Below are 23,702 nucleotides of genomic sequence, written 5' to 3'. Positions count from 1 at the left end.
CAAGGCGGTCACGTTGGCCGTGGTGGCCGCTGCAGGGGGATCACAGCTCGAGGTGAACCTGCCGACGACGGCGCGCTCACCCGCGGGTGACCCGCCCGGCCCGGTATCTTCGGATAACGGTCGTTGCGGGGAATAATTAACACATTTTCCCTGCCGCAGCGGGTCCGGCCCGCAAAAGTGCCAACCCGTTCTCATTTTGCCGCGCGCGCCGGGGCCTGCAGGTTTTCGTAATAGCGAACGCGGCGGCGAAACTCGCGGCGGTCGAGCGGCTCCAGCGCCTCGTCGATCAGGCTCTTGAGCGGCGGCTCCGACAGCGCCGGCAGCTTCGAGGGCTTCCAGGGCACGATGTAGAGCATGTGCGGCAGCTCCTGGTTGCCGCGCACTTCGGTGCCTTCCAGCTCGATCACGTCTTCGGCGTGACCCGGAATGGCGGCCAGGAGCAGCAGGGCGATCAGGATCCGTTTCATCCCGCTTTCCCTTTCTGCTCGGCCGCGATCCGCCGTTGCAGATCCACGATCCATTTCTTCACCTCGCCATTCTCTTCCCCGGTGAGCTTCTGGTAACGCTGGTAGGCCTCGAGCGCCTGGGGCAGATCCTGCAGATAAATATCCTGGAGAATACCCAGATTCAGCCAGGCGTTGGCGTAGTCGGGGCGCTGCTTGAGTGCCTGCCGGTAGGCATCCAGGGCCTTGTGGAACCGGCCCTTGCGGCGCAGGGCCACGCCCAGGTGGTTCCAGGCCACCGCATCGTCCGGCGCAAGCTGCACCGCCCGTTCCAGCGCGGCCAGGGCCGCATCGGTGTTGCCGGCCTTGAGTTCCTGCAGGCCCAGGTTGACGTGGCCGAGCGCCAGATCCGGCCATTTCACCGTCATCTGCCGGAACAGATCGATGGCTTCCTGGTCGCGGCCCGCCTCCACCGACCAGCGGGCCCGCTCGAAGGCGGCCTGCGCCGCGGGCGGCAAGGCGCCTTGCTTCGCCGCGGTGCCCGCCGGTTCCTGCGGAGCGGTGGCGCAGCCGGCAAGCCACAGCACCACCACGCCGAGCAACAAGCCGGACAGCAGACTTCCGGAATCAGGGCGAAACATAGGCTTCGATGACCTCCTGTTTGCCGTAGCGGACGGGCTGGAACTTCGCCAGCGCGGCGAGCGATTTCTGCACCCATTCGTCCCAGATTTCGTCGCGGGTGCGCCGGGCGTTGGCCAGATGGATCTCGATGGCCTTCTCCTCGAACGGGAAGGCCTGATCTTCGAGCAGATAGTTGTATTCCTCGAGTTCGTCCGCCGACAGTCCCTTCGGCCGCTGGGAATCCATCAGGGCCCGGGCGAAATCGCTGTAGATGGTGGCGATCCGGTAGGTGGCCTCGGTGGTCACCGCCGCCACCTTGTACTGCATGGCCCGCTGGTAGGCCTTGAGCACTTTCTGCATGAGCCGTTTCTTCTTCTTCAGGCTCTGCTTCAGCGGGATGGTGAGCTTCACCCGGGCATAGGCCTGCTGGTGGGGCCGGGCCAGCAGCAGGGTGGCCTGTGCCGCGAGAAACGCGGTACGGGCATTGCGTTCCCGGCCGCCGCGGGCATCGGCGCGGATGATTTCATTGAGCCAGTGACCCCACTGTTTCGCCTCGTTGCGCTTGCGATGGTACTCGGCCAGATAGTGACGGGCCTCGATGGCCGGCCCCAGCGGCGAGGGATACTTCTTCACGTAGTCCCGGTACACTTGGGCGGCCTTGTCGGGCTGGCCGGCCTTGTCGTACAGCTGCGCGGCCTGCAGCATCACCTCGCGGCGGTAGGCGGGATCAGGCGAGCTGGCGGCCAGGGCCAGCATCTCGCCGGCGGCCTTGGCGCCCTGGCCGGTCTCCGTATAGGCCACGGCCAGTTTCTCGGTCACGCCCCGCTGCAGCTTGTGACCGGGGAAGCGCTTGCGGAAGTCTTCCAGCAAACTGGTGGCCCGTGGCCAGTCACCCAGCTTGATGAACATGGTGGCCGCATCGTACTGGGCCACGGCACGCAGCGACGAGGCCGGCACCACTTCGCCCACCCGCAGGAAGTGCGCGGCGGCCAGTTGCCAGGCGCCCTTGTCCCGCTCGGCCTCGCCCTGCTTGTAGATGCTCGCCGCCAGGCGATCGTAGAGCCCGGCATACGGCTTGTCCCTGGGCGACATGCCCTTGAGCACCGTGCGGTAGGCCTGCTCGGCCTCCGCGTAACGGCCCAGCTCGAACAGGGCGTGGCCCAGCACCACCAGGCCCACCCGCCGCTGTTTCGGCATCCGGGCGATGTCCGGCCTGGCCAGCAGCAGTTTCGCCGTGCTCACGGCCCGGGCATGGTCCCTGGCGGCGAACAGTTCCTCGGCGGTGCGGGCCAGCACCGGGGTGACGCGGGCATCCTCGGGGAAGGTGTCGGCGAAGCGCAGGGCGCTCACGGTGGCCCGCTCCTGCCAGATCCGCGGGTCATAGAGGGTCGCGTCTTCGGCGCCCTGCTTCTGTTTCGCCCGTTGGCGCAGGATCTTCTTGATGTCCTCGTAGGCCACCAGCGCCGCGTAGCCGGCTTCGGCGCTCTTGGCGTGCTGCGGATAGTCGTAGGCGGTGGCCTCGTAGGCGTCGATGGCGGTGGCGTACTGCTTCGCATCGTAGTAGGCCTCGGCCATCAGGAAGTGCATCTGCGCCGCCTGGCTGTCACCGGGGAAGGCGTGCAGATAGCGCTGATACCAGCCGGCCGCGCGCAGGTAGTCGTCCGGCTTGCCGGTTTTCTTCGCCTGGGCGTGATAATGGGTGGCCAGCTCGCGGATGTGGCGTGCGAGCAGGGGCCGGATCTTCTCGCGGCTGGCCTCGTCGAGCTGCTGCCAGAAGCGGGTAGCCACACCGTAGCGCCGCACGAAGTCTTCCTTGGCCCTGAGCACCAGTTCGGGGAAGCGGCCCTGGGTGTAGGCGTCGATGGCATCGGTGTGGAAGGCCGGCGCGAGAGGGCTGTGGGGATTGCCCTCGACGAAGGCCATGAACACATTGGCCGCATCCAGGATCCGCTCCTGGCGCAGGAACAGCTCGCCCAGCTTGCGATACAGCAGCGGCCCGTAGTCCCGGTTGCCGGCCTGGGCGAAATATCGGGCGATGCTCTTTGCCCCGGCCTGGTTGGCGAAGGCCAGGCTCACGGCCCGCAGGGTGTCTTCGATCAGCTCCCGTTCGCCGCGCTTGATGTCCGGCGAGAGACTGCGTGCCCTGAGCGCGCCCTGCCGGTACTTGCGATCCAGCAGCACGATGAAGGTGTCCACCGCCTGCGCGTAACGCTCCAGCTTGAACTCGGACCAGCCGAGCTTGTAGAGGGCCTTCTCGTAGAACAGCGAATCGGGGAAACGATCCACCACCACCCGGTAGGCGGCAGCCGCGCCGGCGTAGTCGCGCAGCGTGAACAGCAGTTCGCCACGGCGGAACTGGATTTCCTCGAGGTAGGCGGTGTCGGGAAATTCCGTGACCAGCCGGTTCATGGTCTCGAGGGCCTTGTCCAGATCACCGCGCAGGCTGTAGGCCTTGGCCAGCTGGTAGAGGATCAGATCGTTGTCCTTGCGCTGCGGGTAGGACTGGAGGTAGGTGGTGTAGATCTCGATGGCGGTGGCCAGGGACTGCGCCGCAGCGGCCTCGATGGTCTCCTGGGCCCCGCCGCTGGCCTGTTCGCCCTGTTCCAGTTCCAGATCGGCCACCCGGCGCATGGCTTCGGGATACAGGGGCCCGCCCTCGGCCGATTCGAGAAACAGCTCGTAGCTGCGGATCACCTCGTCGCGCTGGATGCGCGAGAGGGTCGGCTCTTCGAGCACCAGCGGCTTGTCGGCCTTCAGCTCGCCGATGGTGGGGCCGGTGTCGGGCCCGGCGCAACCGGCCAGGCCAAGGCACAGCAGCAGGGCCAGACAACGGTTCACGGCCGGGCCTCCCCGGCCGCCGGGGCCGCGTCTGCGGCCGGCGCCTTGTCGGCCGGCCGGGGCGCACCCGGCCGCTCATCCGGCGGGGCGATCAGATCCGCCGGCGGCGGCTGCATCTTCATGAGCTTGTCGTAGAGCCGGGCCTGGGCGAAACGGGCCCGTACCAGGTAGCTCTTGAGACGGTCCTGCTGGCGATCGATTTCCGCCAGGGCCAGGGTCTGCACGGCCCGTTGCTGGGCCTTGAGCGCAGCCTCCACCTGCCCTTGCAGGGTCTTGATGCGCCGGTACTGGCCGCGGATCCGCTCGTCGAAGCCCTCGAAGGTGCGCGGCGCGATCTTCCAGGCCCGCTGCAGGGAGGCATACTGCTTCTCGGTTTCCGCCAGAGCCTCGTCGAGCCGCTGCAGGCCGCGCTTGAGGCGCCACAGGCGCGGCACGAAGTCCGACTCGATGCGCCAGATCAGGATGCCCTTGAAAAGGCGGTACTTCGCCAGTTCCTCTTCCAGATCCGCGCCGCTGCCCAGGCGCTCGAGACGGCGGCGCACGTCGGCCAGCACGTCGAGCCATTCGGCCTCGTCCTCGTCGGCCAGGGCGCGCAGATCGATTTCGCGCTCCACCCGCGCCACCTCGGCGGCCAGCTCCGCCCGGCGGCGGCGGAAGTCCTCGAGCCGCTCCAGCAGCAGATCGCTGCTCACGGCCGGCAGTTTCTTCTCGTAGGCGGTGCGCCGCTCCCTGAGCATCAGGGTGAATACGGGCAGGTAGCGTTCCCAGCGGCCGAGCACGTAGCGCAGATACTGCAGATCCTGATGGTTGCGCAGGGCGCTGCGGAAGGCGTTGGAAGCCAGCAGCCGATAGAGGTAGGGCACCGACAGGGCCGGTGGCAGACTGCCGCGGTAGAGGGAATCGCCACTTTCGTCGTCGAGGTTGCCGGGGCGCAAGGCCTGCAGCAGCTCGCCCCGGGCCACCGCCTCGCGCAGCCGTTTCAGCTCGGCGAGCTGCTGTTCGTAACGCACGCTGGCCTCGGTGTAGTGGACCAGGGCGAGCTTGGGCTTTTCCAACCGCTCGATGGTGTAGGGGATCGCCAGCAGGGATTCCTGCACCGCCGGATCCAGGGGGCTGCGCGCCTTCAGCTCCAGCCACGGCACCAGCGACGCCGGCAACCGGTTCTGCCGCGCCCGGGCCCAGCCCATGCCCAGCAGGGCCTTGTTGGACAGGGGCCCTCGCAGGCGCACCCGGGCGAAGGCATCGGCGGCCTGGCCGGGCCGTTCGGCCCGCAGCCAGGCAAACCCCAGGGCCGTATTGGCCTGATCGCGCAGGGCCTTGAGTTCCGGGGTGGCGGCCTCCATCCGGCCCATTGCCTCCAGTTGCCGGGCGCCTTCTTCCTCGCGACCGGCCTTCACCAGAGCCACGCCGAGGTTGAATCGAGCATAGGCCTTCCAGGCCCCTTCGCCGGCGAAGTCGGCGAGCACGGCGATGGCCTGGTCGTATTCGCCCCGCCGCAGGTGGATGTTGGCCAGCAGGTTCTGCCGCTCCGCTTCCCGCTCGGCCGGCAGCCCATCGCCAATCCGTTCGAGGGCTTTCACTGCCTGAGCGTACTGCCCCTGTTCATAGCGCAGGCGGGCCAGATTGAACCAGACCCGGTCGGCCACCGCCGGCGCCACCTGCCGTTCCAGGATCCGCTCGAACAGCGCGCCCGAGGGCTTTTCCAGGCCGTAGGCCAGGTAGAGGCTGCCCAACAACAGATCCGCCTCGTCCTGCTGTTGCGCGAGCCGCTGGCGCTGACGGGCGGCCATCAGATCGGTGATGGCGGAGAAGTAGCGATCCTGGAAGAAATGATAGAGAGACAGGCCATAGGCGAGATCCCGCACTTCGCCCGGCTCGCCGGCGCGACCGGGGGCCGGCACGAGAAGGAGGCCTGCCAGCAGGGCCGGCAGCCACCCGCGTAGGGGTTTCAGAGACATGGAATACCTGGCCTGTCCCGCAAATCCTTGTCTATTCCCACACCTTGGCGACGAATTGGGGTTGTTCCTTGGTGGCGTCGTCGAGGATCTTCAGCTCGATGAACTGGGGATCCTCGCTCTTGTCGATGACCACCGTGGTGGCCCGCTTGTAGGCTCGGCCCTGGGGGCCCTTGCCGGTGAAGAAGGCCACGATCTCGTGCTTGCCCGAAGCGAGATTGCCCACGTAGAGCCGTTGCACCCCCCCCCGGCGCAGCGCGGCCACTTCCCGCTCGGTGTAGAGGTGGGCGGCCACCAGCTTGTCGTCGATCTTCAGCTTCACCGAATCGAGCTGGAACAGCTTGCCGGCATCCATCGAGAGGAACACGCTGAACTGGGTATTGGCCGGAAACAGCAGATCCTCCTCGAGCAGGAAGAGATCCCGGTTGAGATCGAGGACTTCCTTTTTCAGATCCTGGATGCGTTCGTTGAGGGCGGCCTGTTCACCCTCCTCGGCCGCATGCAGCGGGAGACTGCCGGCAGCAAGGCTCAGCAGGGCACTCAGCCAGACAAGAGCGATTTTCTTCACACGGATAACCTGCAGGTTCGGAATGCGAGCAATATCTTGATGTTTTCGCTGGAAAAATTCACGGCGAGGGGGCAACGAAGGACGATACCAGCAAATCTCCTCGACGTCATGTTATCCCTGTCACAAAACACCCTGCCTCAGGGCGCCGCTGGAGGCGTTTCCGGCCGCTGGGGGGGCATCAGGCCGGAAGAATAGTGCATCCGGCCCCGCGCATCGATGATCACCGCCTCGACGCCTGGCAACGATTCGCACAGGGCCAGCGCCCTCTCCGGGCCGAGCACGAAGAATGCGGTGGACAGCCCGTCCGTGGTGGTGGCATCGGGACCGAGCACGGTCACGCTCATGGTGTGCCGAACCGGCTGGCCGGTGCGCGGACTGAGAATGTGATGGTAGCGCTTTCCGTCCTCGATGAAATACCGTTCATAGTCGCCGGAAGTGGAGATGGCCGTGTCGCTGAGGGGCAGGACCACGGCGATGCCGTCCCGCTGGCGGGGGTTTTTCACGCCCATCATCCAGGGCCGGCCGTGGTGATCACCGAGGATCCGGCTGTCGCCCCCGGCGCTGACCAGCGCCGAGCGGATGCCGCACTCCCGCAGGATGGCGATGCCCCGATCCACCGCATGGCCCTTGGCGATGCCGCCCAGATCGATCCGCATGCCCGGCTGCGGCAGGAACACCGAGCGGGCCCGGGCATCCAGGCGCACCTTGTGCCAATCCACCGCCGGCAGGTGCGTGGCCAGGCTGCGAGCATCGGGATGGCGCCCGGCGCGGAAATCGTACAGATAGCCGATGCTGGCGAAGGTGATGTCGAAGGCGCCGCCGGTCAGGGCGGAAATGCGCAGGGCCCGGCGGATCAGCCCGAAGAGTTCCGCGTTCACCGCCACCGGCGCGCGCCCGGCCGCCCCGTTGATCCGGGCCAGCTCGCTGTCGTCGCGGAAGGGGCTCATCAGGGCATCGACCCGACGCATTTCGTCCATCACCCGGCCGATGCAGGACCGGGCTTCGGTCTCGCCCTCCGCCCACAGCGACACCGCGATCCGGGTGCCCATGATCGCCCGTTCGTCGTGCAGCCAGCCGGCCCGGGCCAGAGAGGCCAACGCCGCGCAGAACATCACCAGCAACAATCGCAAGGGCATGAAACGGCTTCAGTCGAATAGAGGGAAAGGCCTGTCCGGTCGCACGACAGGCGAAAACCCGGGGCGGTGGCCGGCCCCCGGTCTGCCTGCGCCAATCGTCTCAGGCCGGCGGCGCAATGGCAACCAGGTTGTTGATATCGCCGAGCCCGTGATTGGGAAAGAGGATCTCGAACTGGCCGGCCATGCCGTTGAGGGCCATGTAGTTCAGGATCACCGTGTTCACCAGCAGGTTGACATTGTTGGCCGCGGGGCTTGAAGAGGTGACCACCGAGGCATCGGCCGTAAAATAGCCAAGTTGCCGTCCCTGGATGGTGGGTTGCGGCTTGCCACTGGGATGGTAGGCCAGGAAGAACGAAGCGGCAGTGGATGAATTGTCTCCCGTCCAGACGCCCTTGCCACGGCCTTCCGTCGAATTGTCCACGGTGCCATTGCTGGACAGGGAACCATCGGAGAAGACGTAGAGCATCAGCGGCTTGCCCTTGCGCCGGGCATACTCGAGGCAGGCCCCCATGCACAGGCCGGCGAGGAAATCGCGCTGCTCGCCGGTACTCCGATCGCCGGTATGATAATCGTAACCGCCCATGGCCACCGTGCCGGCGCCCGCATAGCTGACGCCATCGGCACCGCCATCGATCACCATCTTCATGACCGAGGCGGTCTTGCGCAGTTCGCGGGCCGTGCGGGAATTGTCATTCAGGCCAACGCCTGCATTGGCAAAGATCGCCTGAATGTCCGGATCATCGAGCGGATCGATGCTGCCGGCACCACCGAACTGCTCGGCGATGTTGGCCGCGCCCACGTAGCCACAACGCACTAGGTTCTTGATGTCCTGATCGCGGGACAGGCCGGTGTCGACGTACGGGTTGGCCAGTTTCTGATCGGAAATTCGGGCCATGGATTCCATTACCCGAACCACGTCATCATTGGCCAGCACCGGGTTCTGGCTGCCGGTATCCACCATGCCGGTCACGTCCGAGGGCCGATCCACCTTGGTGGGGCGCAATTCCGGATCCATGAGCATGGCCGGCGCAATGGAATTGCCACCCGAATCGGTGTTGCGCGAACCGATCAGGGTCACCACCTTGCCCACGGCCCCGGCCTTGGCGATGCCATACATGGGATTGTGGGGATTGGTGTTGGTATCATTGCCGGAGCGGGCCGGGATCACAATCCCGTCCACGTTGCCGGAAAACGCCGGCGTGCCGGTGTCCGTTCCCGTCGACGCGGTCTTGATGCCCCGCAGGAAGGCGCTGTCCGAGTGGAACAGCAGGCCGAGCGTGGCATCGATGAAGGCGGGATCGCTCGAGGGCAGCATGTCGTCCGGCAACCCCAGCTTGCGGTATCCTGCGGCATTGAGAAAATCGGCCTGACCGCCCATCCCCCCCACCAGCACGTTTGACCCGGCAATGTTGGCCCCACCGGCCAGATCGAAGCAAATAAAGGGGATGGTGCCTCCCGTGCTGCCGAGATCACAACCCGCCGTATTGGCCATGTCGATGATGTCCTGACTGAGGGCCCGCGCCCGGGGCGAATGCAGCAACCCGCCCAGCAGGCTGCCGGTCATCACCACCCCCGAACCGCTGATGAGTCCCTGACGCAGGAAGTCGCGCCGGGTGATCGGTCGGGCATGATCCGGATGCAGCAGCGGCGCATCGACGGGCAGTGCTTTGGTTTTCCTGGCCATGATTGCGTTTACCTCAGGCTTGTCTGGTCGTTCGCCGGTTCACTGAACCAGCAGGGTGGCGCTGCCGAGCATGGTGGCGCAGGCGGCCGTGGCGGCTTCCCGGGTACGTGCCCCCGTGGTGCACGTACTGCTGTCGGCACCGCACATCTTCGTCATCAGGCTGTCCAGCTCGCTGCCCACGTTTGTCGCCGGCGGCTGGCTGGTCACTTCCACGGCACCGGCGACGTTGAGCATCTTCGTGAGCAGGGGATCGATGAGCCCCTGGCGGCTGCCTTCCACAGGCAGAGCCGCATTGAAATCGAACCCGCCGAAGAAAGCGCTGCGCAGGGAGGCATCGTTCACCAGGGCGTCACAGTAGGCCAGGGCCAGCTGGGTCACGGCCATCTGGTGAGAGGTGACGAAGGCCTCGATGTTCTCCACCGACGGCAACTGCTGACGGTAGGTATCGTATACGCCAGCGACCGTCGCCCTGGGGACCCCCGTGAGTTGCGACATGCTCTCGTCGATTTCCTCGAAGGTGCGCAGGCCGATGGCACTGGCCGGGGCCGGTTCCGGCCGCGCCGGCGCCGGCGGTTCGTTCTCAACGAAGGCGGTACCGACATTGCCAATGGTCTCGAAAGCGAGGAAGAACTCGTCCCTGTCGGGGCCGTTCTCCACCGGGATGATGGTGCCGATGTCGCTCAGCACCTGTCCAGCCCCGGCCGTGTAGTTCGCGCTATCCACCGTGGTATCGAGATAGGCATAGGCCTGCCCCAGCGGCGCCAGATGGCCGTTGATGCCGATACGCAATCCCTTGATCGGAATCCCCGTGGCAGGCGTCCAGTTGCCATCCAGGTTGATGAACACCGGACGGTAGAAACGGTAGGCGTAGTCGTCGAGCTGACTGACCTCCATCAGGATGAAGCTGTTGTCGGGCACCCCGTCCAGATTGCCCACGGAGAACAGCAGGTAGCGTTTCTCGGCAATGCCGGCATCGAAGTTCTGGGTGATCTGCGCAGGCGTCATCACCCGGTTGCGGATGGCAAGAAAACGCATCACGCCCTGCCAGGTGTGCATGCCCGCCGCCTCGTCTGCCAATGTCAACAGATAATCACGAGACCATCCGCTCAGTGTCTCACCTGTGGTGTTGTCGGCATGGATCAACTGGCCATCCACATAGATCTCCCGGCCCGACGAAGAGAAGTTCACGACCACATGCTGAAGATTGGGTTTGACGGCATCCCGCAGATTCGCATCTGCCGCATCCATGGTCGACAGGGCCGTGCCCCGCGTCCCGTCCGTGGTATTGGAATTGTTGAGCACCTCGTAATAGGTCGTGTGCTGGCCCAGCCCCATGTTGCGGGCCACATCCCCCGAGGAATAGCTGAGAATGTAGGCCTGTTCCTGACTCACATTATCCGGAATAACCCAGGCCTCGATGGAATACTGATCGATGCCGGTTCCTCCCGCCGTAGCGGCGATCATGTCGTACAGCTTGCCGGCATTGCCGAGGCTCTGAGCGTGACCGCCGAGGAAGCGGACGCCGTTGCCGCCCACCCATTCGTAACGGCCGCTGAGGGTAAGATTGACCGGCGTGCCGACGCCACTCAGGTCCATGACATCCCGTCCGCTGCCTTCCTTGAATTCCCAGCGGGCGATGACGTTGCTCTCGTCCCGGCCGCTGCCCGAATCGAGCAGGCCCTCGCCCAGACGCAGGGCGCCGCTGACGGTGAGATTGGCCGGATCCAGCCCGGTGGCCTGGATGCCACCGGCGAAGGCGATGATGGCATTGCGCATGGCGAGGGCATCGGCGTCGCAGGTGGACCAGCAGTTGTGGAATTCGTCACGCAGGCGCACCACCAGCCGGGAGGTGGCAACCTTGGCGCTGATCGGCGTATTCGGATCGATGTCGCCGTCGCCAAGATCGATCTTGGGCTTGACTTCGGCATAGGCCGTATCCACGTTTGGCGAGGCGAAGAAAGGTGAATTCCGGGTCGCCGCCGGTGCGCTTTCCGAATGGCAACCGGAACAGTTTTGCGCAAGCAGCGGATAGACCGTATTGGCGAAGGCGGACGAATCGGCAGGGAAGGCGCGGGAACCGCCGGGTTCACGGTAGGTGGGCGCACTCAGCACCAGTCCGCCCCCCCCACTGCTGCCGGTGCCGCCGGCACCGCCATTGGCCCAGTTGGTGATCCAGTCGGTCATCATGGTGGCACACTGGCTGTCGGTCGCCAGCCAGCAGTTGTGTCCATTGCCGACCCGGATGACCAGCCTGGACGAGGCCGGCGTATTGAGGTTGGCCACGGTGATGGCGGCATTGTAGGCCTGGTTCACGTCGTCGTTGCGGGCGAAGTAGGGCTCCTGGTTTGCTGGCGTGTCGGGGGCATGGCAGTTGCCGCAGTTGTCCTTCAGGTGCGGCCACAGCTCGGTCTGGAAGTTGAGCACACTCTGGTTCTGGGCGGCTGGCCCGGAATAGCCGGTCGCACCACTGCCCAAATCGGGGTTGACCTCGGTGGTCGCGCCACCGCCACACCCGGCCAGCAGGCCGGACAGGGCGATCAGCCCGATGCCGATGACGCTACCCGTCTTGCGGCGCATGCCGGCAATGGCGGTCACGAACGGATTGCTCTGTGTCTTGTTCATCGTCTCTGTTTCCCGAAGTCCTGCGTGCCTAGCCGCGGTGGTTGACCGTGTTTGCTCAATTGCCCATGCAGTCCACGGCCGCTCGGGCAAAGACCCGCTTCAGCCGATATCCGCTGTTCCTGAACTCCGCCACCGTGCCGGCCAGTTCGGCATTACTGGGGGGACGGAAGCAGACCGCCTTGTACACCTTCTCGACCTGGCAGGAGGCAAAGGCCTCGGTGTTGGCCAGCTCCTCGCCCAGGCTCTTGGCGCCCTGGCCGTGACAGACCCCGTTCTGGTCAAGAGTGCCCTGACAGGTTCCCCAGCCGAAGCGGGCCGCATTCGGCCCCCGCCGCCAGTAGTTCGACCAGCTGTCGTCCGGCGTGTGGTAACCCCATTTGAAGTTGTTCTCGTTGATGTGATACTTGGTCTGGACCCGGGTGTTTTCCCCCGAGGCGCCATTGATTTCCGGATTGACATTGAAATCAAGCATCCCGGCATCCGGATCCGTTGTGTAATTCCAGTCGTAATAGGCGAAAGCCTGAACCATCGGATCCATGCCTGCATGACAGCCCAGGCAGGCGTTCATGAAGATCCGGCTGTCGCCGCCCGGACTGCGGGTTACGTCACGGCGGATGCGATCGGAAGGCCGGCTGCTGTCCTTGATGGCATTCATGTCGATGCACAGATGGTTGAGCAGCGTGAAATTGAACATGGCCCGGTTGGTGCCATCGACGAAGAAGGCGCGGGCCGCCGCGCGCGTGGTGAGCACGCCGGCGGTTGCGCCCGCCGGCAAGCCGGTAACGCTGCTCTGAGAGACCGGCACCAGCACATTCGGATCGCCGAGATTCAGGTGGGCATTCTCGATGGCCTCGTAATGGGCATTGCTGGCGGTGCTGTAGGCCGGACTGACATTGGCTCCCACATAGAGGACGTCACCGCTCAGTATCTGCCGGAAGTCGATGTCATCACGAATGATGCCGATGACCGTGGCGGTATAGTCGTTCAATGGCGCAAAGACGGTTTGCTCCTCGTTGGTCCAGGGGGTGATGAAGTTCTTGAGGGTGACGTTGTAGAACGCCGGATTCTGCATGGCGAGATCGGCGGCCGTTTCCGGATTGCCGTTCACGATGGCGTCTTCCATCGCCTGAAGCTCGGCATTGGTCGGCGGCACGCCGGCGAGTCGATCGTAAATCCGCTTGGCCTGGCGCCGCTCGAGTTCACCGGCGCTGGCGGCGAGACTGGCGAAGGCCAGGCTGGCCGCGCTCAGCAGGCAGAGGAGACGGCGAACACGCTGACGGGCGTTCGGGTGCTTGGCGATGTGCATGGCTTGGCTCATGAGATGGGGTAACGATGTCCTTGCAGTTGCTTTCGGATTGGCGCCACCGCGGAAGGAGGCGTTATCCTGACCTCGTCAACCGGCAAGGCTGCATGGTTGTGCGATGTGAGATATTGACCGCTCAATCGACCTGGATTTGCCGGGTTCTGCCCTTCGACAAGCCTTGCTGGACCTGCCATACAGAAAGCATTGCCCGTTTTTGTATTGATTGTAGCGGCCATGTTGCCCGTATCGCCACCTCGCAGACATGACGGCCTTCACACTTTGGACAATTCGTCACCACCGGCCGCAAAAGGATCGTTTAGACTTCCCCCGTACAGGACGACAAGCCTGGATGAGGCTATTTCCTAGGTAATAAGCATAAACACAATTTCGATATTGATTTTTCCGGAATCCCTGCCTTCCCTCGCCGAGGAAGGCAGACGCCAGTCCCGGCCCGGCGTTGCGGATTCCTCCTGCGGTCCAAACCGATACGAAGTCGCCAGCACCATGATCCTTCCCCAGACCCGACTCACTCGCTCCCTGACAGTCCTTGCCGCACTGTTCGTCTCACTCGGACTGACCGGCTGCGGCGGCGGTACCGGCACGGAAGGCCCCGATCCAGGCATCATCGACTACCCCATCGCTTACGTGAAGCGGCCGGTGCCCGTCGACAACAACGGCAATCCCCTGCAAGCGGATCTGCAGGACCCGGCTGCCGATGCCGGAACGGGTGGCGATCTCTACCTCCGTAATCGGGCCACCAGCACCGCCACGGAGACCAACATCACCGCCGCCATCACCGGCGGCGCCGGCGACGTGCGTGACGTGGACGTTTCCTTCGATGGCACAAAGCTGGTGTTCAGCCTGCGCCTGGCCCCCACCAACGCCAACCCCGATCCCACCTGGAACCTGTACGAATACGACATCGCCAACGGCATCCTGCGCCAGATCATCACCACCAATCCCGATGGCGGTGACGACATCGCCCCCCGCTATCTGCCGGATGGGCGGATCGTCTTCGCCTCCAACCGCCAGGCGACCGCCTTCAACCTGCGCGCCAATGAAGGCACTCGCAACAACTCCGGCAAACCCGGCTTCCTCGCCCTCGACGAAGACCGCAACACCCTGGCCTTCACCCTGCACGTGGTCGACAGCGACGGCGCCAATCTCCGACAGATCACTTTCAACCCCAGCCACGATCTGGATCCGCTGGTTCTCTCCAGCGGCGACATCCTCTACACCCGCTGGGACAACGCCAGCGGCAACGACACCGGTTTCAGCCTCTACCGGGTCAGCCCCAGTGGCGGCGACGAGGAAATCGTGTATGGCGCCCACAGTCACGCCACGGGCACCGGCGGGGCCACCATCCAGTTCACCCGGCCCCGCGAACTGCCGGATGGCAGCATCGCCGTCATTGCCCGGCCGCTCACCGGCACCTTCGGCGGCGGCGACCTGTGGCGCATCAACATTGGCGGGCACGTGGACTTCGACCGCACGCTCACCGGCAACACGCAGGGCGGTGGCCAGCAATCCCTGGGCAGCGGCCTCATCACCACCGACGGCAGCCCCTCGCCCGGCGGCCGCTATCACGACGCCTTTCCCCTGTGGGACGGCAGCGGCCGCTTTCTGGTCAGCAAGGGTTTCTGCCAGGTCACCATTGGCAACCAGGTGGTGCCCTGCACCCCGGCCAATCTCGCCGATCCCGCCGCCGTGGAAGCCCCGCCCGCCTATGCCATCTGGATGTACGATCCGGGCCAACGCACCGAAAAGTTTGTCATTCCCCCGGAAGCCGGGATGATGTACACCGACGTGGTGGCGGTTCAGCCCCGCCGCCGACCCAGCGTCGCGGCCGGGCAGACAGCGGATACCATTCTTGCCGCCGACAACTGGGGACTGCTGCACATCCGCAGCATCTACGACATGGACGGAACATTCTTCGACTACGGCAGCGGCATGGCCAGTCTGGCCGACCTGGCCGCCAGCAGCACGCCCGCCGCCAGCCGGCCAGCCCGTTTCCTGCGCCTCGTCAAACCCGTGGCGCTGGGGGATCCCGATGCCGGCTTTCCCAACCTGACCAATGATGCCTTCGGCCCTCGCCGCAACCTGGGCATGCGTGAAATCCTCGGCTACGCACCCATCGAGCCGGACGGTTCGGTACTGGTAAAGGTGCCGGCCAACGTTCCCTTCACCCTCGAAGTGCTCGACGCCGCCGGCCGGCGCATCGGCGCCCGGCACCGCCACTGGATTCAGGTTCCGCCCGGCGAAACCCTCGAATGCAATGGCTGCCACCAGCATCCCAACGATGGCAGCACCCCCCTGCCCCACGGGCGCAAGGGCGCCGGCCCGGCCAGCATCAATCCCGGCAACTGGAACGCCACCGCCCTGAACACCAACCCCAGCATCTTCTTCCTGCCGGGCGAAACCATGGCCCAGGCGCGTTACAACCGCTGCATCGTCGAAGTCGGCACTTGCGACTCCGCCGCCAACGCCACGCCCAGCGTCTATCGCGCCGAGCCCGGCTTCGATCTCTTCTACGAGGATTACTGGAACAATTACATCGGCGGCAACACGCCCAACCCCGGAATCCAGCTCGCCTATGCGGACCTGACTACCCCGCCACCGCTGGTCAGCGACTGTCTCGATGGCAGCGTGGCACCCGATCGGCGCCATCTGTGCCGGATCATCATCAACTACGAGCAGCACATCGAACCCATTTGGTCAGCACCGCGCACGGACGCCGGCGGCGTCAATCGCACTTGTACAACCTGCCATAGCAGCGTCAACCCCAATGATCCGTCGTTAGCTCAGGTACCTGCTGGGCAACTAAATCTGGATGTCACTCCAGCCATGACACTTCCTGCCTTTTATCCTGCAAACGCCACCACAAGTAACGGACGCGTGTTCTCCTATTTCAACCTGCTTTTCCCACACGAACGACTGGAACTCAACGGCAACCAGCTTCAGGTTGTCATGGTTCCCAGTCCCGATGGCGCCCTCAACCCAGATGGCACCCCCGTCCTGGTTCCGGACACTGTAGCCCCGGTCATGTCCGTCAATGGCGCCCGCGCCAGTTACTTCATGGAGAAAATGACCAATACGGAACTGAATGCCGGCCGCCCTCTCACCGGGACCACGGATCATTCGGGCTGGCTCACCGAGGCAGAGCTGAGGCTCATTGCCGAATGGCTGGATCTGGGTGCCCAGTATTACAACAACCCCTTCGACCCCGGCGTGCCCACCACCACCAATTGAACGGCCAGGTAGCCGAGATACGGACTGGTGCACGCTCCGGCCCTGCATTCCCGGTATAATCACCGGGAATCGGAGGTCCGGGAAGCTGGCGCGCCGGACGAAAACAGACAACACTGCGATGAAAGGTCGTTTTGCCGGGGCACCGGACGAACCGCGGCAAATACATCATGCGAATCCAAATTCTCTGGTTGGTGATCCTGGCCCTGTGGGTCACGACGATATCCCGGGCCGAGGAGACGGTGCCCGAATACGTGCGCATCGCCGACCCCTACATCGAACTGCACACCGGCCCCGGCGCCGGCTATCCCGTGTTCCACGTGGCCGAGCGGGGCGAGGAAATCGCCATCCTGCGGCGGCACACCGACTGGTTCCGGGTTCGCACCCGGCGGGGCAAGGAAGGCTGGGTGCATCGCGATCAGCTCGAACGCACCCTGAGCCCCGGCGGCGAGAAGGTGCAACTGGCCACCACCACCCTGGAAGCCTTCAGCGAACGGCGCTGGGAAATCGGCGCCACGGGCGGGGATTTCGGCGGCGCCGCCATGCTCGGCCTCTATGGTGGCTATGCCTTCAGCAAGAACCTTTCCGCGGAACTGGGGCTGGCCCAGTCCTTCGGCAACATCTCCAGCACGTATTCGTTCACCGGGCGGCTGGTGGCCCAGCCCTTCCCCGAATGGCGCTACTCGCCCTTCTTCAGCCTCGGTACCGGGTATATCCAGATCAACCCCAAAGCCACCATCATCTATCCGGAGCGAACCACCAACCAGATGAGCTATATTGCCATCGGCCTGCGCACCTGGCTCACCCGGCGCTTCATCTTTCGCATCGAATACGACTATTACACCATCTTCTCGGCCACCAACGACCGGGACAACAACGAGGAACTCAACGGATGGCAAGCCGGTTTCGCCGTTTTCTTCTGAGCACGCTCCTGCTGGGCGCCGCCCTTCCCCTTCCAGCCGCCGAGCCGACGGAGGACAAGGCCCTCTCGCCGGTGATCCAGCCTGAGGTGAAGCGCCGCGAGTTCCAGGAGGCACGCATCGACACCGAGGACTTCGAGGTCACCGCCTTTGCCGGCATCCTGGGCATCGAGGATTTCGGCAGCAGTCCCGTCTATGGCGCCCGCCTGGCCTATCACATCGCCGAATGGCTGTTCGTTGAGGGCAGTCTGGGCATGGCCACTGCCGGCAAGACCAGTTACGAGGCCATCACCGGCATCAACACCCTCAGCGACGAGGAACGCAGCCTGACGTACTACAACCTCGCCGTCGGCTTCAATCTGCTCCCCGGGGAGGTCTATCCCACCCGCCATACCACCTTCAATTCCGATTTTTATTTCATCGGCGGCGTGGGCAGCACCCGCTTCGCCGGTGCCGACCGTTTCACCTTCAATTTCGGCGTAGGCTACCGCCTGCTGTTCACCGACAGCTTCGCCCTGCGCATCGATTTCCGGGATCACGTGTTCAACATGGACGCGGCCGTGCTGGGCCAGGACAAGACCAGCCAGAACCTGGAACTGACCGCCGGCCTTTCCTTTTTCTTCTGAACCACAGGAGTGACATCATGCCCCTTCCGCTTACCCGCTTCCCGTTTCGCCTCCTGCTGACCATGCTGCTGCTCGCCACGGCGGCGGGCGTTCGTGCCGACGCCATCAGCGGCCCCGCGCCCGACTTCACCCTGCCCGCCAACACCGGCAAGAACCTCAAGCTCAGCGAGTTCCGCGGCCAGGTGGTGCTGCTCAACTTCTGGGCCTCCTGGTGCGGCCCCTGCCGCCAGGAGATGCCGGCCCTCGACAAGCTGCACAAGCGCTATGGCAAACTGGGGTTCACCGTGCTGGGCGTGAACGTGGAGGAAGATTCCAACCAGGCCAAAAGCCTGCTCAGGGACGTGAAGGTCAGCTTCCCCATCCTCTTCGATACGCAGAACCAGGCCAGCCAGCTGTATCAGGTGTCCGCCATGCCCACCACGGTGATCATCGATCGTGACGGCAACATGCGCTACCTGCACAAGGGCTACAAGCCGGGCGAAGAGCGCATCTACAAGAAATGGATCAAGAAACTGATCCGGGAGTAAGGCCCATGCGCAGCGTGCTTCTGCCCCTTGCCTTGCTGCTCCTTGCCGGCTGCAGCAACATCGAACCGTGGGTCAAACCCTACGAACGGGCTCACCTGGCCGATCCCATCATGAGCTTCACGCGGGATCCGGTGGCCGCCAGCTACATCAATCACGTACATGAAGCGCGGGAAGGCGCCCGTGGCGCCGGCGTGGCCTCCGGGGGTGGCTGTGGCTGCAACTAGCCCGGATATTGCCCCAAAGCACTGGCCCTGGCGGCTTTTCGCACGGGCTGGCCGCCTTCTGCTGCTGGCGCTGCTGCTGGGCTGGAGCCTCGGCCTGCGCAGCGCCATCCTGCCCGCGGATCGGGCCGATGCCCTGTACCATGCCTATGACGGCGGCGGCGTGCAGGTCAACGGCCCCTCGATCCTGGTGCGCAAATCCATCGGCACCAGCGTTTCGGCCTCCTACAACTATTACGTGGACAACGTCACCAGCGCCTCGGTGGACGTGCTCTCCTACGCCAGCCCCTACACCGAGCAGCGCACAGAGCAGTCGGTCAGCATCGACTACCTGCGCGGCAAGAGCACCCTGAGCCTCTCGTACACCAACAGCGACGAGAGCGACTATGTCTCCGACACCTACAGCTTCACCATCAGCCAGGATCTGTTCGGTGATCTGACCACCGTCGCCCTGGGCTACAGCTTCAGCGACAACACCGTGGGACGCAACAACAAGAACACCGGCACCACCCAGATCGTCGGCACTGCCCAGGTGCAGGCCTGGCGGCTCAATGTCTCGCAGATCCTCACCAAGAACAGCCTCCTGGGTTTCAGCTTCGACACCATCAGCGACGAGGGCTATCTCAACAATCCCTACCGCTCGGTGCGCTACGTCGATGCCACGAGCCCCATCGGCTTCAGCTACCAGCCCGAGGTCTATCCCAACACCCGCACCTCCAACGCCGGCGCCCTGCGCCTGCGCTACTACCTCCCCTGGCGGGGCGCCGTACACGGCGGCTACCGACTGTTCTCCGACACCTGGGGGATCCGCGCCAGAACCTGGGAACTGGGCTACGTGCAGACCTGGCGCGAGCGCTGGACCTTCGAGCTCAGCTACCGCCTCTACGCTCAGACCAAGGCCGACTTCTACAGCGATCTCTTTCCCTATCAGGACGCCCAGAACTTCCTGGCCCGGGACAAGGAACTCTCCACCTACACCAGCCGCAACCTCGGCTTCGGCATCACCTATCACTTCCTCAAGGGCGGCTGGGGCTTCATCGAGGACGGCTCGGCCAATTTCTTCTACGACATGATCAATTTCGAATACGAGGATTTCCGCAACATCCCCGCCGGCGGGCCGGCCGGTCAGGAACCGCTGTATTCCTTCGATGCCGGGGTGATCCGCGCGTTTCTTTCGATTTGGTATTGATTCGGAGGAAAGATACAAGGGAAAAGAGAAAAGGGGATCTTCTGCTGGTCGTCTTTCCCTTTCCCCTGTTCATTGCACTTGTCTGCTCCCGATCACGTCATCGGCTGGACGTCTTGCCGGGATTTGCCTAATCTGAACATCGGAACCGCCAGTGCCCCGCTGGCCGGCAGAAAGGGCAGATCATGACCGCAGCCCGTACCCTCACCATTGACGGCAACCAGGCCGCTGCCATGGTGGCCCATCGCCTCAACGAGGTGATCGCCATCTATCCCATCACGCCCGCCTCGCCCATGGGCGAATGGGCCGACGAATGGTCGGCCCGCGGCCAGACCAACCTCTGGGGCACAGTCCCCCAGGTCATCGAGATGCAGAGCGAAGGCGGCGCCGCCGGGGCGGTGCACGGCGCCCTGCAGGCCGGCAGCCTGGTGACCACCTTCACCGCCTCCCAAGGGCTGCTGCTGATGCTGCCCAACATGTTCAAGATCGCCGGTGAGCTGACGCCCACGGTGTTTCACATCGCCGCCCGCTCGCTGGCCTGCCAGGCCCTGTCCATCTTCGGCGATCATTCCGACGTGATGGCCGCGCGCAGCACCGGCTTCGGCATGCTGTTTTCCAACAGCCCCCAGGAAGTGCTGGACTTCGCCCTCATCGCCACCGCCGCCAGTCTCGAGGGCCGGGTGCCTCTGCTGCATGTCTTCGACGGCTTCCGCACCTCCCACGAGGTGGCCAAGATCACGGTCTTCGACGATGCGGTGATGAAGGCCCTGATCGAGGATGACTGGATCCATGCCCATCGCGCCCGGGCCCTGTCACCGGATCATCCCGTGCTGCGCGGCTCCTCGCAGAATCCCGACGTGTACTTCCAGGCGCGGGAGACGGTCAACCCCTATTACGACCGTCTGCCGACCATCGTCCAGGGCGCCATGGATCGCTTCGCCGCGCAAACCGGGCGCCAGTACCGGCTGTTCGACTATCTCGGCCATCCCGAGGCCGAGCGCGTACTGATCCTGATGGGCTCCGGTGCCGAAACGGCGGCGGAAACCGTGGACTACCTGGTTCGCCAGGGCGAGAAAGTGGGCGTGATGAAGGTGCGCCTGTACCGCCCCTTCGATGCCGAGGCGCTGCTCGAGGCGCTGCCGGCCACCGCCGCGCGGATCGCGGTGCTGGATCGCACCAAGGAGCCGGGCGCCGATGGCGAGCCGCTCTACAAGGACGTGCTCACGGCCATCGCCGGCCATCATGTCCGCGGCGGCCGCCGCTTCGCCGATCTGCCGCTGGTCATCGGCGGCCGCTACGGCCTCTCCTCCAAGGAGTTCACCCCGGCCATGGTCAGGGCCGTGTTCGACGAACTGGACAAGCGTCAGCCGAAACACCCCTTCACCATCGGCATCCACGACGACGTGACCCACCTGAGCCTTGCCTGGGATCCGGCCTGGCGCACCGACGCCCACGCCGACAGCTTCCAGGGCGTGTTCTACGGCCTGGGTTCCGACGGCACGGTGAGCGCCAACAAGAACAGCATCCGGATCATCGGCGAATGTACCGATCTGCACGCCCAGGGCTACTTCGTCTACGATTCCAAGAAGGCCGGCGCCATGACCGTCTCGCATCTGCGCTTCGGCCCCCGGCCCATCCATTCCACGTACCTGATCGGCGACGGCGAGGCCGACTTCGTGGCCTGCCACCAGCCGGTCTTCCTCGAACGCTTCCCGCTGCTCGACAAGGCGAAAGACGGGGCCGTGTTCCTGCTCAACTCACCCGTCCCGCCGACGAAGCTGTGGGACAGCCTGCCCCGCACCCTGCAGGAAGCGGCCATCGAAAAACGCATCCGGATCCACGCCATCGATGCCTATGCGGTGGCCCGCGAAGCCGGCCTGGGCCGGCGGATCAACACCGTCATGCAGACCTGTTTCTTCGCCCTGGCCGGGATCCTGCCCAGGGAAGAGGCCATCGCCGCCATCAAGCGTGCCGTGGAGCAGACCTACGGCAGAAAAGGCCGGCGCATCGTGGAGACGAACTTCCGGGCCATCGACGCGGCCCTGGCCGACCTGCACGAGATAGCGGTGCCGACAACGGTGACCGCCGAGCACGATCTTTGCCCGCCGGTGCCGCCCGAGGCGCCGCGCTTCGTGGTGGAGGTGACCGGCGAGATCATCGCCGGCCGCGGCGACGCCATTCCCGTGAGCAAACTCCCCGCCGACGGCACCTTTCCCCTGGGTACCGCGGCCTGGGAGAAACGCAACCTGGCCCTGGAGATCCCGGTCTGGGACGCCGAGCTGTGCACCCAGTGCGGCAAGTGCCCCCTGGTCTGCCCGCACAGCGCCATCCGCAGCAAGATCTTCCCCGCGGCGCTGCTGGAAAACGCCCCGCCCACCTTCAAGTCCGCCCCGGTGCGGGGCAAGGATTTCCCCGCCGGCCTGCGTATCGCCTACCAGGTGGCCCCCGAGGACTGCACCGGCTGCACCCTGTGCGTGGACATCTGTCCCATCCGCGACAAGTCCAACGCCAGCCGCAAGGCGCTCAACATGGCCCCGCAGGCGCCGCTGCGCGAGCAGGAGCGCGACAACTGGCGCTTCTTCCTCGGCCTGCCCGAATACGACCGGCGGCAAATCAAGGTGACCACCCTCAAGGGCGCCATGCTCATGCAGCCCCTGTTCGAGTTCTCCGGCGCCTGCGTGGGCTGCGGCGAGACGTCCTACATCCGCCTGGCCAGCCAGCTGTTCGGCGATCGCATGCTGGTAGCCAATGCCACCGGCTGCTCGTCCATCTACGGCGGCAACCTGCCCACCACGCCCTGGACCATCAACCCCGATGGCTGTGGGCCGGCCTGGAACAACTCCCTGTTCGAGGACAATGCCGAGTTCGGCTTCGGCATGCGCGTGGCCCTGGATCAGCAGATCGCACAGGCCCGCGAGCTGCTGCTGCGCCTGCGTCAGCGGCTCGACGCCGATCTGGTGGACGGTTTGCTGCACGCCGATCAGTCCACCGAGGCGGGACTGTACGCACAGCGCGAACGTATCGCCGCCCTCAAGACGGCCCTCGGCCGCCTCGACCACAGCGATGCCCGGCACCTGCTGGAACTGGCCGACGTGTTCGCCCGGCGCTCGGTCTGGATCATCGGCGGCGACGGCTGGGCCTACGACATCGGCTACGGCGGTCTGGACCACGTGCTCGCCGCCGGCCGCGACGTCAACATCCTGGTGCTCGACACCGAGGTCTACTCCAACACTGGCGGCCAGACCTCCAAGGCCACCCCGCTGGGGGCGGTGGCCAAGTTCTCCGCCGGCGGCAAGCCCACCCAGAAGAAGGATCTGGCCCTGCTGGCCATGGACTACGAAAACGTCTACGTGGCCCACGTGGCCTACGGCGCCAGGGACGTGCAGACCCTGCGCGCCTTCCTCGAGGCCGAGGCCCATCCGGGCCCTTCGCTGATCATCGCCTACTCGCCCTGCATCGCCCACGGCGTGGATCTCTCCCACAACCACCGCCAGCAACAGATCGCGGTCAAGAGCGGGCACTGGCCGCTGTTCCGCTTCGATCCCAAACGGATCGCCCAGGGCAGCCCTCCCCTGCACCTGGACTCGGGCGAGCCCGCCATTCCCTACAAGGAATTCATGCAGACCGAGACCCGCTTCAGCATGCTCTGGCACACCCATCCCGAAGCCGCCGAACGCTTTGCCGAACAGGCCCAGCAGGAAGTGCGCCACCGCTGGCACTACTACCGGCAGCTCGCCGAGCTGGACTGGGACGAACACACCTCGGCCGCGGCCGAAAAGGCCCGCCTGAAACCGGAGAAGCACTGA

The 23,702-nt window shown here is 65.0% G+C and carries 16 protein-coding genes; 7 read left to right on the top strand and 9 right to left on the bottom strand.

What is annotated here, in order from left to right; genetic code table 11:
* Positions 1-191: 191 nt before the first annotated feature.
* The 9 genes from ACZ5BH_RS06930 to ACZ5BH_RS06890 all read right to left on the bottom strand — a co-directional run bounded on the left by ACZ5BH_RS06930 (position 192) and on the right by ACZ5BH_RS06890 (position 13,173).
* Positions 192-467, bottom strand: coding sequence for a hypothetical protein (locus tag ACZ5BH_RS06930; protein WP_464888528.1), 276 nt, complete (start codon positions 465-467; stop codon positions 192-194).
* Positions 464-1,084, bottom strand: a complete 621-nt coding sequence (locus ACZ5BH_RS06925) for a tetratricopeptide repeat protein (RefSeq protein ID WP_464888527.1) — start codon at positions 1,082-1,084, stop codon at positions 464-466. The genes ACZ5BH_RS06930 and ACZ5BH_RS06925 overlap by 4 nt, the downstream gene beginning before the upstream one ends.
* Positions 1,071-3,902: a tetratricopeptide repeat protein gene (locus ACZ5BH_RS06920; RefSeq protein ID WP_464888526.1), complete on the bottom strand. Its 2,832-nt coding sequence runs from the start codon at positions 3,900-3,902 to the stop codon at positions 1,071-1,073. The genes ACZ5BH_RS06925 and ACZ5BH_RS06920 overlap by 14 nt, the downstream gene beginning before the upstream one ends.
* A complete protein-coding gene (locus ACZ5BH_RS06915; RefSeq protein WP_464888525.1) occupies positions 3,899-5,860 on the bottom strand; it encodes a tetratricopeptide repeat protein in 1,962 nt (653 codons plus the stop codon). The genes ACZ5BH_RS06920 and ACZ5BH_RS06915 overlap by 4 nt, the downstream gene beginning before the upstream one ends.
* Positions 5,861-5,891: 31 nt before the next feature.
* Positions 5,892-6,425, bottom strand: coding sequence for an AraC family transcriptional regulator (locus tag ACZ5BH_RS06910; protein WP_464888524.1), 534 nt, complete (start codon positions 6,423-6,425; stop codon positions 5,892-5,894).
* 137 nt (positions 6,426-6,562) lie between these two features.
* Positions 6,563-7,561, bottom strand: coding sequence for an FAD:protein FMN transferase (locus ACZ5BH_RS06905; protein WP_464891180.1), 999 nt, complete (start codon positions 7,559-7,561; stop codon positions 6,563-6,565).
* 100 nt (positions 7,562-7,661) lie between these two features.
* Positions 7,662-9,245 carry a hypothetical protein gene (locus ACZ5BH_RS06900; RefSeq protein ID WP_464891179.1) on the bottom strand — a complete coding sequence of 528 codons (1,584 nt, stop codon included), beginning with the start codon at positions 9,243-9,245 and terminating at the stop codon, positions 7,662-7,664.
* Positions 9,246-9,284: 39 nt separating this feature from the next.
* The gene (locus tag ACZ5BH_RS06895; protein ID WP_464891178.1) at positions 9,285-11,867 is read right to left on the bottom strand and encodes a LamG domain-containing protein; all 2,583 of its coding nucleotides are present in this window, start codon (positions 11,865-11,867) and stop codon (positions 9,285-9,287) included.
* 55 nt (positions 11,868-11,922) lie between these two features.
* Positions 11,923-13,173, bottom strand: a complete 1,251-nt coding sequence (locus tag ACZ5BH_RS06890; RefSeq protein WP_464891177.1) for a hypothetical protein — start codon at positions 13,171-13,173, stop codon at positions 11,923-11,925.
* A 501-nt stretch (positions 13,174-13,674) separates the two neighbouring features.
* Here ACZ5BH_RS06890 and ACZ5BH_RS06885 point away from each other — a divergent pair.
* From ACZ5BH_RS06885 to nifJ, 7 genes are all read left to right on the top strand, one after another.
* Complete coding sequence (locus tag ACZ5BH_RS06885) at positions 13,675-16,419, top strand: HzsA-related protein (RefSeq protein WP_464891176.1); 2,745 nt, start codon at positions 13,675-13,677, stop codon at positions 16,417-16,419.
* Between the two features lie 167 nt (positions 16,420-16,586).
* Positions 16,587-17,339, top strand: coding sequence for an SH3 domain-containing protein (locus ACZ5BH_RS06880; RefSeq protein ID WP_464891175.1), 753 nt, complete (start codon positions 16,587-16,589; stop codon positions 17,337-17,339).
* Complete coding sequence (locus ACZ5BH_RS06875) at positions 17,309-17,962, top strand: outer membrane beta-barrel domain-containing protein (RefSeq protein ID WP_464891174.1); 654 nt, start codon at positions 17,309-17,311, stop codon at positions 17,960-17,962. Before ACZ5BH_RS06880 ends, ACZ5BH_RS06875 begins: the two co-directional genes overlap by 31 nt.
* A 17-nt stretch (positions 17,963-17,979) precedes the next feature.
* Complete coding sequence (locus ACZ5BH_RS06870; RefSeq protein WP_464891173.1) at positions 17,980-18,489, top strand: TlpA family protein disulfide reductase; 510 nt, start codon at positions 17,980-17,982, stop codon at positions 18,487-18,489.
* 5 nt (positions 18,490-18,494) lie between these two features.
* Complete coding sequence (locus ACZ5BH_RS06865) at positions 18,495-18,713, top strand: DUF4266 domain-containing protein (RefSeq protein ID WP_464891172.1); 219 nt, start codon at positions 18,495-18,497, stop codon at positions 18,711-18,713.
* The gene (locus tag ACZ5BH_RS06860; protein ID WP_464891171.1) at positions 18,700-19,899 is read left to right on the top strand and encodes a DUF3570 domain-containing protein; all 1,200 of its coding nucleotides are present in this window, start codon (positions 18,700-18,702) and stop codon (positions 19,897-19,899) included. The genes ACZ5BH_RS06865 and ACZ5BH_RS06860 overlap by 14 nt, the downstream gene beginning before the upstream one ends.
* 182 nt (positions 19,900-20,081) lie before the next feature.
* Positions 20,082-23,702: a pyruvate:ferredoxin (flavodoxin) oxidoreductase gene (gene nifJ, locus ACZ5BH_RS06855; protein ID WP_464891170.1), complete on the top strand. Its 3,621-nt coding sequence runs from the start codon at positions 20,082-20,084 to the stop codon at positions 23,700-23,702.

The organism is Thioprofundum lithotrophicum, from assembly GCF_055387065.1.
The sequence above is the reverse complement of the archived record's forward strand: the minus strand, read 5'-3'. Positions and strand labels throughout refer to the sequence as shown.